This window comes from Paenibacillus xylanilyticus (assembly GCF_009664365.1).
GTDB classification, from domain to species: domain Bacteria; phylum Bacillota; class Bacilli; order Paenibacillales; family Paenibacillaceae; genus Paenibacillus; species Paenibacillus xylanilyticus_A.
Genome location: NZ_CP044310.1, coordinates 2,372,608 through 2,386,573 on the forward strand (window position 1 = coordinate 2,372,608; position 13,966 = coordinate 2,386,573).

10 protein-coding genes are annotated in these 13,966 nt (G+C 46.5%); all 10 read left to right on the top strand.

The window, feature by feature from the left end; translation table 11 throughout:
* The first annotated feature begins 48 nt into the window (after positions 1–48).
* On the top strand, positions 49–939 hold the full coding sequence (locus tag F4V51_RS10710) for an AraC family transcriptional regulator (protein WP_312027117.1): 891 nt from the start codon (positions 49–51) through the stop codon (positions 937–939).
* Positions 940–1,133: 194 nt separating this feature from the next.
* Positions 1,134–1,925, top strand: a complete 792-nt coding sequence (locus F4V51_RS10715) for an alpha/beta hydrolase (protein WP_201281196.1) — start codon at positions 1,134–1,136, stop codon at positions 1,923–1,925.
* A gap of 47 nt (positions 1,926–1,972) precedes the next feature.
* Positions 1,973–2,635, top strand: coding sequence for an SGNH/GDSL hydrolase family protein (locus F4V51_RS10720; protein ID WP_153977956.1), 663 nt, complete (start codon positions 1,973–1,975; stop codon positions 2,633–2,635).
* On the top strand, positions 2,611–3,540 hold the full coding sequence (locus F4V51_RS10725) for an SMP-30/gluconolactonase/LRE family protein (RefSeq protein WP_153977957.1): 930 nt from the start codon (positions 2,611–2,613) through the stop codon (positions 3,538–3,540). The genes F4V51_RS10720 and F4V51_RS10725 overlap by 25 nt, the downstream gene beginning before the upstream one ends.
* 354 nt (positions 3,541–3,894) lie before the next feature.
* Complete coding sequence (locus tag F4V51_RS10730; protein ID WP_153977958.1) at positions 3,895–5,424, top strand: response regulator transcription factor; 1,530 nt, start codon at positions 3,895–3,897, stop codon at positions 5,422–5,424.
* Between the two features lie 18 nt (positions 5,425–5,442).
* On the top strand, positions 5,443–7,215 hold the full coding sequence (locus F4V51_RS10735; RefSeq protein WP_153977959.1) for a sensor histidine kinase: 1,773 nt from the start codon (positions 5,443–5,445) through the stop codon (positions 7,213–7,215).
* Positions 7,216–7,580: 365 nt separating this feature from the next.
* Entirely contained in the window at positions 7,581–8,864 is a 1,284-nt protein-coding gene (locus F4V51_RS10740; protein WP_153980653.1) for an ABC transporter substrate-binding protein, read from the top strand.
* Between the two features lie 146 nt (positions 8,865–9,010).
* Positions 9,011–9,898 (top strand): carbohydrate ABC transporter permease, encoded by an 888-nt coding sequence (locus tag F4V51_RS10745; RefSeq protein WP_095287984.1) that lies wholly within the window; start codon positions 9,011–9,013, stop codon positions 9,896–9,898.
* On the top strand, positions 9,891–10,721 hold the full coding sequence (locus F4V51_RS10750; RefSeq protein ID WP_153977960.1) for a carbohydrate ABC transporter permease: 831 nt from the start codon (positions 9,891–9,893) through the stop codon (positions 10,719–10,721). Before F4V51_RS10745 ends, F4V51_RS10750 begins: the two co-directional genes overlap by 8 nt.
* A gap of 163 nt (positions 10,722–10,884) precedes the next feature.
* On the top strand, positions 10,885–13,932 hold the full coding sequence (locus F4V51_RS10755; protein WP_153977961.1) for a beta-galactosidase, LacZ type: 3,048 nt from the start codon (positions 10,885–10,887) through the stop codon (positions 13,930–13,932).
* Positions 13,933–13,966 lie beyond the last annotated feature (34 nt).

Sequence of the window (13,966 nt, forward strand, 5' to 3'; positions counted from 1 at the left end):
TAGCTTTTAAAATATAAGAAAAGTAATGATTCATATAAGAATATGGAAATGAGAGAAGCAGCTGAGTATTGGCTGAAGCTTACCGATCGAGAGGAGAACACCATGTTAATCTCACCAACCCATCGAAGATATTTCATGACGCCGCGTGAAGAGCCGCTCCCCCTGTATATTGAAAGCATTGGTTATAACGGCAATCAGGAGAATGTACTTAGGCCTGCAGGCTACCCTTGTTATCACTGGCTTCAGACAGTGAAAGGAGCAGGGGAGTTCCATTTTGCTGGTTCAACTGTCGTTCTTGGTGAAGGCTCCGGAATTCTCCTGCCTCCGAATGAGCCGCATGAATATGTACCTTCATTAGGGGAGTGGGAAACGCTCTATATTACGTTTGGCGGATCCCAGTGTCCGGCCATTGCCGAGGCACTTGGACTTGGAGAGGCGGCACTTCATCAATGGGATGCCGGAAGCCCGCTGGAGAACTACGGCAGGAAGGTGCTGGATTCCATCAGTAGCGACCAGGACTTGTCCGGTCTGGAAGCTTCCGCCGATATGTACCGCTTTTTGATCCTGCTCAAAAAACACGGCAAGACCGGCAGCCGATCATCCATCTCGCATGCCGTGGAACGGCTAGCACCGCTCATTGCATTCATGGACCAGCATTATGCAGATCCCGATATTGGCCTGGAACAGATGGCTGCCGTGCCAGGAATTACTCCAAGGCATTTGAATACGTTGTTTAAACAATCATTCGGCATGACGGCCTACAGCTATTTTATTCTTCTGCGGATTCGCAAATCCAAGGAATGGATGACAGGGAACAGCAAATTGACCGTGAAGGAAACGGCTGCGCGCGTTGGCTTTCGCGATGCGAGCCATTTTGTAGCGACATTTCGGCGAATCGAAGGTGTAACACCTGAGCAGTTTCGAACGTTATATTTATAGCGAAGTAGGAGAAGTGTTGCTCTGGATTAATGTATGTGACCGTGTTTTTCCGCCCGCGATGACCATATGAACAAAAGTGATGCCAGGAAGGTATTGATGCATGGGGGCAGTTGCCGTATGATGATATCGATTCCTTCAATTGGAAAACGAAAGCGGATGATCGTATCCGTTCTATTAAGAGAGGATGATAGAAGTTGACAACAACAACCATTCCATTATGGGATCACGCAGCACCTCATGCGGCTAAAGGGCATGAAGAAGAGATGCCTCATCTCATACCTTTTATTCAGCCTGGTTCCGAGAGCGCTGTCATTGTTTGTCCCGGTGGTGCTTACGGGTTTCTTGCTGACCACGAAGGAGCTCCAATTGCCGAGTTGCTTAACCGTGCAGGTATTAGTGCATTTGTGCTGAAATACCGGGTAGCCCCGCATCAGCATCCTGCACAACTATCCGATGGTCAGCGTGCTATCCGATATGTACGCGCCCATGCCCAGGAATTTGGGATCAATCCTTCCAAAATTGCTGTACTTGGTTTCTCTGCAGGCGGTCATCTTACAGCTACACTGGGTACCTTGTATGATAAAGGACAGCCGAATCATGAAGATCCGATTGAGCGTGAAAGCTCACGTCCGGATCGGGTTATCCTCTGTTATCCGGTTATCACGATGGAGTCGTATGGACATGCTGGTTCGCGCGAAAATCTGCTGGGCCCGAATGCCTCGCCTGAACAGATTAGAGCATTTAGCGCAGAGCAGCAGGTTAAAGCTGACGCACCTGAAGCATTTATCTGGCATACAAGTGACGACGAGGCCGTGCCGGTCGAGAACAGTTTGCGTTATGCACTTGCATTGGGTGCCCAAGGTATTCCTTATGATCTGCATGTATTTGAAAAAGGATCGCATGGTCTGGGCCTTGCTGAAGATGATCATGCTGTTCGGGCGTGGTCGGATCTGTTGCTGACTTGGCTCAAAAATCAAGGATGGTAACCATTTACCCCTCATTTAATGCGCTATAGGGCGAAGGAGATACGACTATGAAATTGCAAAAGAATGACAAGCTGCTCTTTATCGGTGATTCCATCACGGACTGTGGTCGTGAACATCCTGTAGGTGAAGGCAGTTCAGGACTCGGACATGGTTACGTTGCACAGGTATACGCACTTTTGCGTTCCATTTATCCGGAATTGATGCTGCGTATTCAGAATGTGGGTAATAGTGGGAATACCATTCGCGATCTGAAGCAGCGCTGGGACCGTGATGTTATTGATCTGAAGCCCGATTGGTTGACGATCATGATTGGCATCAACGATGTATGGCGTCAGTTCGACCGTCCACTTTCGGCAGATTCGCATGTGTTTTTGGAAGAGTATGAGTCCACTTTGAGAGAACTTGTGGCTTCTGTTCGCCCCAATCTAAAAGGACTTGTCTTGATGACTCCATATTACCTGGAGGCCAATCCAGAAGATCCGATGCGCGCGACGATGGATATCTATGGCGAAGCTGTGCGTAGGGTAGCGAATGAGTTTGATGCCATTTTGGTGGATACACAGGCAGCCTTTGTCCCATTCTGGGATCATTTCTATACGTCAGTTCTGACCTATGACCGTGTTCATCCAGATGCAACAGGCCACATGATTTTGTCCAAAGCATTTTTGGATGCCATCGGTTTTGAATGGTCAGGCGGCGCCAAATCATAAAAGGATGTGATTGCTTGAGCAAGCTCAACATTGCAGTACATACCCCGGCACGGCTGGGGGAAGGTCCATGCTGGGATGCAGAACACAATCGTTTATTATGGGTGGATATCGAAAGTTACAAGGTACATGTCTATGATCCTCAAACAGGCCAGGATCAAGCTTACGACGTAGGTGAACATGTGGGAGCTGTTGTTCCCTATCGCGGCGATGAGGTTGTTGTGGCACTCCGAAGCGGGTTCCATACCTACCATCTGAGCACGGGAGAATTGAAGGCAATCGAGGATCCCGAGAGCGATAAAGCCACCAATCGATTCAATGATGGGAAGTGTGATTCCTTTGGTCGGTTCTGGGCGGGAACTATGAGTTTGCATGATGAAAGTAAAGCAGGCTCATTGTATTGTCTCGAGGAAGGCAAACCGGTTCGAACCATGGTCCGAGATGTGTCTACCTCCAATGGACTTGGCTGGAGCCCGGATGATCAAGTGATGTACTATATCGATACCCCTACACGTTCCATTGACCGATTTGATTTTGATCTCGCAGCAGGTGAAATTACGAATCGGACGAGTGTTATTTCGGTACCGGAGGACTTTGGTTTTCCAGACGGAATGACGGTGGATAGCGAGGGCATGCTGTGGGTTGCTCATTGGGGCGGCGCAAGAGTGACGCGGTGGAACCCGAACAACGGAGAATTGCTGGAGCAGATTGAAGTGCCTGCAGACCAGGTAACCTCCTGTTGTTTTGGCGGGCCTGACTTGGAGGATCTCTATATCACAACCGCGCGAATAGGCATTAGTGAGGAACGTTTGGTGGAGACGCCAGATGCGGGTTCTGTCTTTGTGATTAGGCCCGGTGTTAAAGGGCAGAAGACCCATGCGTATGGCCGTGTGCATCTGGCCGATTAAATCACAGCAGGAATTCAATGTACGATGAAGAGTTTTGGTTTGTTCAAGTAATCGTTAAACCCTTAAGTAGATCGTAAGATATGATAAGAAGTCCTGGAACACCGATGGTCTGTAGGTGAACCAAGGCTTCTTTTTTTTGTCGAAAAATAGTGTAAAATGAATAAGTGGATTTTTGTTCAGGTATACGTCTGGCTTTCAATTTCCATTGATTTAACAACGATTATGGGATATAAAGAGAGAATCAAAACTTTAAAATTGTTGTAACCGCTAACACGGGGGACCCGTTATATCCGATATAAAAAAGGTATAACCTGTAGAGACATAGAGGAAAGATTAGACAAGGGGGTCGCGATCATGAACCGGTTGTGCAAGGTGCTGATTGTTGACGATGAGTTTCTGGTACGCCAGGGGATCAAGCATCATATGAATTGGGAATCGGAAGGATTCAAGATTGTCGGAGAAGCGTCCAATGGCGAAGAAGGCCTGGAACAGGTGCGTTTGCTGAAGCCTGACATCGTCATAACCGACATTGTGATGCCCATCATGGACGGTGAAGCGTTTGTACGAACGCTTAAAGCGAGCCAGCCGCAGATTGAAGTCATTGTGCTCAGCAGCTTCAGTGAATTCGAATATGTGCGTTCAACGCTTCAGCATGGAGCTGCAGATTACATTTTGAAACCGAAGCTGGACACCGACGAGCTGCTGCAGGTACTTCAGCGAACGGCCGGAAAAATTCCCGAACTGCAGTATGAGCCCTCAAATGAAGGGTGGAAGCTGGGACAGTTCATGGAGAAGATGCTGTCCGGTTTTGCATTGGAAGACGAAAAAGATATGGCTATGGTCAGGGACACGTTTCCACATCATTGTTTTCGCCTCCTTGTTTCGGGGAAGCATTCGCACTTGAATCAGAGGGATACCGAAAGCAAACTGCTGAATTATCTTGCTGATGTGGAATATGCAATGGTACCAGTGGAGAGTGAAATGCCTATATTCCTTCTGAATGTAGACCCTGCCAAAGAGGATTGGATGGTCGGGCGGATCAAAGAGATGGCCATTGAAAATGGAGCAGGCATCAAAGGACCCAGCTGGGTTTTAAGTGACAGCTTTACATCTTTTGACCAGATGGGTGAAGTGTACCGGAATCAACTCATTAAACTCATGGAATATCGTTTTTATTATGAGGACCGTTCAATTCTTGTCTTCAGCGAACTTCCACCTCTGCATACGGCAGGTTACCAGTTTAATGTGAATATGTTTTTGCAGCACGTGAAGCGGAATCGTACCGAGTCAGCCAGGGAGTATCTGAAAGAGCATGCCCTTACCCTGGGACGTGATTACATTGCGGATGTGTTCGAGATCAAATCCTTTTTGGGCAATCTGATTTTCAACGTAACGATTACCCTTGCGGATATGGACGTACAATCTTCGGCACTGGAAGAGAGCAAATATACTTATTTCAAAAACGTGGACGGAGCTTCAAGTCTGAATGAAGCCATGCAGGTGCTTGATCAGTTCATGCTTGAAGTGGAAGAATGCACGGCTGGTGATGGAGGAAAACGCAGTGACCCGAATATGAAGATGCTGCTTGAATATATGCATGAGCATTTTGATCAACCACTTGGTCTCGCTGAAGTTGCGAAGCATTTTCATTTTAATCCATCGTATCTATCCAGTTATTTTTCGTCACATAAAAAAGAAGGATTCAACGAATATCTGAACAAAATTCGCATTGAGAAGGCAGAAGAACTCTTGCGATCGGATGATGTTACCATTTCCGAAATCAGCAGCATGGTCGGCTATTCGGATCACAGCTATTTCTGCAAAGTGTTCAAAAAATTTACCGGACTGTCACCAAGCCGATATCGTCGGAAATTCTGGGCATAAAGTCAGAAGGAAAAGATCATGAAGAAATGGATGAACGGATTATCACGTCTCGGATTGTTTCCCAAGCTGTTTCTCGTTATGGTGATAAGCATCGTTCTCGTTTCCGTACTTATTTTATGGACTACCGTCCATATGTCGACGAAGCTGTTTACCGAGACATTTAGCATCACCAACTCCAAGGTGCTTAGTCAGATTAAAACCACCTTCGAATCCTTTAATGATTCGATTGCGGCCGTCTCCAACAACGTAAGCCAAAGCGGGGCAATTCGCGGCTATCTGTCGGAGGGAGAGGGGGACTCTCTCACGATGGCCAAGTCCTATTATAATATGAGGGAATCGATGGACCGTATCCAGTCCATTATGGAATCTTATGAGGTCGGCATTACGATCAGCGGCATTAATGGGCGCACCTATTCTACGGATCGGTCCCACCTGAGGATGTCACTGGAGGAGTTAAGAGAACTGCCGATTACGATCGACGCTGTGAAGACACCGAATCGGTTGATGTTTGACGATTACCAAACGGACACCGACGTTGGCACGCAGCAGATGATCTCAGCTACCAAAGCATTGGCGGATCGGACCCAGAGCCGGATTTACGGAACGCTTTATGTAACCATCAAAGAGAGTGTGTTCCGTCAGTTCTACAGCAGTTTCACGAGCAGAGGCAACGATGTGGTCATTCTCAATGAAAACGGGGAAATTGTGTCCTCCAACCGGGAAGAATGGATTGGTACGAAGCAGCTGGATCTTCTATCTTACGCCAGACAAATGGCCACGAAGAGCGATAATAATGGTATAAACGCAAGGGTAATGGAGCAGGACAGCGTAGTTCTGTCCGAATATCTGCCGTTTTACCGTTTCTATATTATTAATGTGGTAGATAAGGATCAGGCTGTGGGACAATTGCTTGATCTCAAAACCATTGCCTTGATTTGTGCCGCCATTGTGGCTGGGGCGCTTGTACTGGTGTTTCTAATCACCAATCAGATTACAAAGTCGCTGCGCAAGCTCGTGAAGCAAATGTCCAATATTACAAAAAGCGATCTCGATAACTACATTCCGGTTAGTGGAAGTTATGAGAGCAGGCAGCTTGGTCATGCGTACAATTACATGCTTGATGAGCTTCATGACTATGTGGATCAGCTCGTATTGACCCAGCGGGAACAGCGCAATGCAGAACTTGCGGCATTACAAAGCCAGATCAATCCTCATTTTCTGTATAATACCTTGGCTTCGGTGAAGGTACTCGTGCAGCAGGGGAACAAGGATCGGGCAGCAGAGACGATTAATGCATTGATTGCCTTACTGCAAAATACGATCAGTGATGTAAGCGAGACGGTCACGGTAGAGCAGGAAGTGGAGAACCTGAGGAACTATGTCTTCATCAATCATGTCCGTTATGGTGGACGAATCAAAGCGGCCTTCTATGTAGCACCCGACTGTAATCACTACCATGTACCCAAACTTGTCATCCAACCGTTTATTGAAAATGCCTTCTTCCACGCCTTTAACCGCAAAGAGACCGGCACCATTCATGTTCTTGTCTCTCGGGCAGGGGAAACGCTCATCTGCGAGATCATGGATAACGGAGATGGTATTGAAGGGTTTGCAATGGGCGAATCATTGCCTAATCCCAAAAATAATCGGCAGCTGTTTAGCGGCATTGGTATTCGTAATGTGCATGACCGGATTGAACTGCTGTATGGTGCCCCTTATGGTGTGACGATTATGAGTACCCCAGGCGAGGGGACTAGAGTGACGGTTACACTTCCGCTCATTACAAGCTGAAGAAATGGCACAGATGCAATACGAGTTTATAAACTAACACGCATCAAAAGTCTTTCTGTGGAGAGTTCTCTACACGAAGGGCTTTTTTTATTTTGATAAATGAAAGCGGTATTTTGCTTCAATGGTAAAATTTTTGGCTCGATTTACTCCAAAATCAAAAGGAATTACCAAAAAACAAATTTAATGCAAACGGTTTCTGTAAAGGTTTTCATTGTGGCAATAAGATGACAAATCCGTACAAAATTATTACTAACGAATGCCGATTTGGGAATGATAAGATGAATACATCGAAAGCAACCGCTTTCAGAAAACGCAAACAAATTACACACAAAGAGGTTGAAGGGGAGTTGAATGATTTGAAAAAAATGTGGGTATTGATGCTCGTTACTGTCCTGCTGTTGTCCGCATGTTCTTCCGGAGGAGGAGGCAACACGGCTAGCGAGGGTGAGAAAGCATCCAATGAGATTACGATCTGGGCATGGGACCCATCGTTCAACATTGCTGCATTGAATACAGCAAAAGAAGCTTACGCTAAAGATCATCCTGACCTGAAAATTAACATCGTTGAAAATGCACAAGACTCGATTATTCAAAAGTTGAACACAGGTTTGAACTCTGGCACAACAAATGGTCTTCCAAACATCGTACTGATTGAAGACTACCGTGCACAAAGCTTCCTGAATGCTTATCCTGATGCTTTTAAAGACTTGTCTTCTATCATCAATGCTTCTGATTTTGCTGATTACAAACTGGGGCCGACTTCTTTTGATGGCAAACAATATGGTGTTCCGTTTGACTCCGGTGTAACTGGTTTCTATTACAGGACTGACCTACTGGAAGAGGCTGGATACAAAGCAGAGGACCTTCAAGACATTACTTGGGACGACTACATCCAAATCGGTAAAGATGTGAAAGCGAAAACTGGTAAAGATTCTCTTACGCTTGATCCAAATGACTTAGGTTTAATTCGTATGATGATTCAATCCGCAGGTAAATGGTACTCAGCTGAAGATGGTAAAACACCAGATCTTGCGGGCAATGAAGCTTTAAAAGAAGCGTTTATCACTTACAAAAAAATGATGGATGCCAACATTGTTAAGCTGAACTCTGACTGGAGTCAATTCGTATCTGCATTCAATAACGGTGACGTTTATTCCGTTCCTACAGGTAACTGGATTACACCTTCCATCCGTCAAGAAGCTTCCCAATCAGGTAAATGGGCTGTAGCACCTCTTCCGAAGATGGCTGGTCAGGCAAATTCTGTTCATGCTTCTAACTTAGGTGGTAGCTCATTCTATGTCATGAATAATGTTGCTGGTGCTGATGAAGCTGCTGACTTCTTGAGTAAAACATTTGGTTCTGACGAGCAGTTGTACCAAGATCTTTTGAACAAGATTGGTGCTATTGGTACTTACAAACCAGCTGCAGAAGGTGAAGCGTTTGAACAAGCCGATGACTACTTCGGTGGACAAAAAATCTTTGCTGATTTTGCGAAATGGACTCAAGAAATCCCTAGCGTAAATTACGGTGTTAACACCTATGCAATCGAGGACATTCTGGTTGTTGAAATGCAAAACTTCCTGAACGGCAAAGCGATCGACGACGTTCTGGCTGATGCACAGAAACAAGCTGAAGCTCAATTAAACTAAGATGATCCACGGTAACTTATAGAACCCAAGGAAGCATCGGAGCCGTTCCACCGTCTGGCGAAGCACACTGCCGACCGGACATGGTGGAAGGCTCCATGGGTTCTATCCATGTTGCATGGAGAGAGAGGAGCCATACTGTGAAAGCCATGAATACAGGAGACAGTCTCCAAAAGAAAAATAATTTGACTGGATGGGCTTTTATTTCGCTCGCTGTCATCGGGATCGTTGCATTCTACTTCTATCCGATGCTGCAGGCACTGCTCTTATCTTTCAAGTCTGGCGTGGGTGCCAATCTTGAATTTACGGGGCTCGATAACTATAAAAGGTTGTTTATTGATACAACATTCCGTACAGCCGTATCCAATACATTTTTGTATCTGATCATTCAAGTCCCTGTCATGATCATTCTCGGATTGTTTATTTCCGTTCTGTTGAATGACAGCACACTGCGCTTCCGCAGCTTTTTCCGTACTGCAATCTTTTTGCCTTGTGTAACCTCACTGGTTGCCTACTCTGTTGTATTCAAGTATTTGTTCTCTGCAGATGGAATGGTCAATCAATTCCTGATGAATCTGCATGTCATTGCTGAACCGATTCAATGGATCACTGACCCGTTCTGGGCTAAAATTACGATCATAATCGCCGTTACTTGGCGTTGGACCGGATATAACATGATTTTCTATCTGTCATCCCTGCAAAATATCGACCAATCGATCTATGAAGCAGCGCGTATTGATGGAGCGAATGCATTTACTCAATTTTTCAAAATTACAGTACCATTGCTTAAACCGATTATTCTGTTCACATCCATTACATCAACGATTGGTACCTTGCAAATCTTTGATGAGATCATGAACATCACCAAGGGTGGACCGGGTAATGCAACGATGTCCATCTCGCAATACATCTATAACCTTTCGTTCAAATATTCACCGGACTTCGGATATGCGGCAACCGTTTCGTATTCCATCGTGCTGATGATTATTGTATTGTCCATCATCCAGTTTAAAGTGGCAGGTGATAAAAATGGCTAAGAACAAAGTGAAACGCATTTTCACCTATGTATTCCTGTCCCTTGTGGCCTTCATATCGATCTTCCCATTTTTCTGGATGCTCGTCAGCTCCACGAATGCTTCGGTAGATGTCACCAAAGGCAGATTGTTACCCGGCTCGGCTTTCATGGATAACTTCACGAAGCTGCTGGATACGACCAATCTGGTACAGGCACTGGGGAATTCGGCCATTGTATCCATTATTTCCACAGTGCTTGCCCTATTGATTGGTTCCATGGCTGGTTACGGCTTTGAAGTGTACCGGACGAAATCACGTGACATCGTCTTCAACATCCTGCTGCTTTCCATGATGATTCCGTTCGCAGCCTTGATGGTACCGCTCTATCGGATGTTCGCTACCATCTCGGGAATTGCACCGTTTATGGGGATCAATACAATGGCGGCAGTGATACTGCCAACCATCACAACAGCTTTCCTGATCTTCTTCTTCCGTCAGAACACCAAAATGTTCCCGAAAGAGATGCTGGAAGCAGGCCGGATCGATGGTCTTAGCGAACTGGGTATCTTCCTGAAGATCTACATGCCTACAATGAAAACAACATATGCGGCAGCAGCGATCATTACTTTCATGAGCAGCTGGAATAACTACCTGTGGCCACTCGTTGTGCTGCAGACACCAGATCAACAAACGATTCCATTGCTGATCTCTAATCTTGGCTCCAGTTACTCGCCGGATTATGGGGTGATCATGACAGCAATTGTCATCGCCACGCTGCCTACAGCATTAGTGTTCTTCATTATGCAGAAACACTTTGTCGCTGGTATGGTTGGTTCTGTGAAATAAAGGAATAGTGGATGTCATCTGAAAAGACTGATGTAGAAAAAAACGCAGAGGACACCAGCAATGGTGTACCTCTGTCTTTCTGTTTGTTATTGGAAGAGGAAATACAGGTTTGAATCTTGAATAATTCATACTATACATTTCGCACTAGAGGGAGAGAGAGCCGATGAAAGCAACACAAGCAGATATCAACTGGCTGGGAAATGTAAGCGTTTTTGAGGTCAACCGTCTAAACGCTTACTCGGATCATCGTTATTACAGCACTATGGAGGAAGCTCAGGTTGCAGGAACCATGAAAATGCGTTATGACCTGAACGGAACCTGGAAATTCAATTATGCCATTCGTCCGGATTGTCGGCCGGAGCTGTTCTATCAATCGGATTACTCCAGTGAAGGCTGGGATGACATCGAAGTGCCTGGTCACATTCAGCTTCAAGGATATGGCCAAATTCAATATGTAAATACACAATACCCTTGGGATGGACTGAACGAACTGCGTCCGCCAGCACTGCCACAGGACAAAAATGCAGTTGGAAGCTACATTCGGACGTTCCACCTGCCATCAGGATGGCAGAACAATCCGGTATTCATTTCCTTTCAGGGAGTGGAATCCGCATTCTATGTGTGGCTTAATGGACAGTTCGTGGGATACGGTGAAGATAGCTTCACTCCATCGGACTTCGATCTGACACCGTTCCTTCAGGATGGAGAGAACAAACTGGCTGTGGAAGTATATCAACGCAGCACGGGCAGCTGGCTGGAAGACCAGGATTTCTGGCGCTTCTCCGGCATTTTCAGAGATGTATATCTCTATACAGTACCAGCAGCACATATCCGGGATCTGCGTGTGGTAACGGATCTGGACCCATCTTATACCAACGGCACGCTGAACCTCGATCTGAAGCTGGAAGGTCAAGCTGCTGCGGGAGCACGAGTTGAAGCTGAGCTGCGTGATGCTGAAGGGAACATCTTGAGAACATTTGGTGGTGTGGAAGTTACGAATGGTCTGGTTAGTCTTCGGGAAGAGTTCGGCAAGGTAAACCTGTGGAGTGCGGAAATACCGTATTTGTATCGTTTATACATCCGTGTATATGATGCTGCAGGTCAGCTGGTTGAAGTGGTTCCCCAGTCCGTTGGGTTCCGCAAATTTGAAATGATCGATAAAGTGATGCATATCAACGGTAAACGCATTGTATTCAAAGGCGTTAACCGTCACGAGTTCAACCCGCGCCGTGGCCGTGCCATTACCAAAGAGGACATGCTCTGGGATGTGCGTACCATTAAACAGAACAATATGAATGCGGTTCGTACATCACATTATCCGAATCAAAGCCTGTGGTATGAACTGTGTGATGAATATGGATTGTATGTTATTGATGAGATGAACCTGGAGACACATGGTTCCTGGCAAAAGCTTGGTGCCGTTGAGCCTTCCTGGGTCATTCCTGGAGACAAACCAGAGTGGCACGACATTGTCATGGACCGGGCTGTATCCATGGTGGAGCGTGACAAAAACCACCCGTCCATTCTGATCTGGTCCTGTGGTAACGAGTCACATGGTGGTGAAGTTATCTATAAAGTGTCCCAATACTTCAAATCAGCTGACCCAACGCGTCTGGTGCATTATGAGGGAGTTTTCCATGATCGCCGTTTCGATGAGACAAGTGATATGGAGAGCCGCATGTATGCCAAACCAGCAGACATTGAGGAATTCCTGAATGCGAATCCGACCAAGCCTTACATCAGCTGTGAGTACATGCACGCCATGGGTAACTCCATCGGTGGCATGCACAAATATACGGAATTGGAAGACAAATACCCGATGTATCAGGGTGGATTCATCTGGGATTACATTGATCAATCCATTTACAAGAAAGATCGTTACGGCAAGGAATACCTCGCATACGGTGGAGATTTTGGCGATCGTCCTTCGGACTACTCGTTCTGTGGGAACGGCATCGTGCATGCGGATCGCAAAGTAACGGCCAAAATGCAGGAAGTGAAGTACCTTTATCAAAATATCAAGCTGTTCCCGGATCGTGAAGGGGTCAAAATCGTAAACGGCAACCTGTTCGCAGATACATCAGCATTGGAACTGGTGTACAGCCTGGAACGTGAAGGACATGAAGTGCTGCGCGGAACGTTGGAAGTCAATGTACCAGCACAAAGCGAGAAAACAGTAAGTCTTCCGCTGGATGCAGATACTCTGGCTGGTGGAGAATATGCAGTTAATACTGCGTTTGTTCTCAAAGAGGCTACCCTCTGGGCGGATAAAGGAGACGAAGTTGCATTTGGCCAGTTTATCTTCACACAAGATTCTGCTGCAACCGCTGCAGAGGATCTGAATCTGACAAGTGATATTCAGGTGGTTGAAGGGGATGTGAATATTGGTGTCCGTGTAGGACAAACACACGTATTGTTCTCCAAAGCCTTCGGAACGTTGGTATCCCTCAAACTGTCCGGTCGTGAGACGATTGCTCAGCCTCCTGCACCATTGTTCTGGCGGGCAACGACGGATAATGATAAAGGGACTGCCATGGGCTTCGAACTGGGTGCGTGGTATGCCGCTAGTCTGCTGCCAAGATGTGTGGAGTGGAAGGCAGAACAGAAACCGGATCAATATCGCATTGAGTTCACGTACAAGCTCAACATTTCTGCAGATGTACAGGTAAAAGTGGCTTATACTGTACGTGCTGATGGAAGCGTGCATGTTCATAACGCCTACAAAGGAACGGCAGGCTTGCCTGACCTTCCGATTCATGCCTTGTCTTTCAAAACTTCGCCGGAATATGGCAACGTGGAATGGCTGGCCATGGGTCCGGAAGAAAACTATGCGGATCGTGCATTTGGTGCTCGCTTGGGCATTCATGGCAGCAAAGTGGCGGATACGGTTGCGCCATACCTGGTACCACAGGAATCGGGCAACCGCACAGGAGTACGCTGGGCGAAACTGACGGATGATGCAGGACGCGGCTTCAAAATTGAGGCTTCTGCAGCTCCAGTTGAGCTGAACGTATCGCCGTATACGGCATTCGAACTGGAAAACGCGCAGCATGTATACGAGCTGCCGCCAGTGCATTATACAGTGGTTACTGTAGCAGGCAAACAGATGGGTGTTGGCGGTGATGATAGCTGGGGTGCGCCGGTTCATCCGGAATATCGCATTGCCTCGGACGGCAAACTGGAATTTGAATTTGTCATTCGTTCACTGTAAAAGTCATATCCTTAATAAATGTAGAACAGGGGTC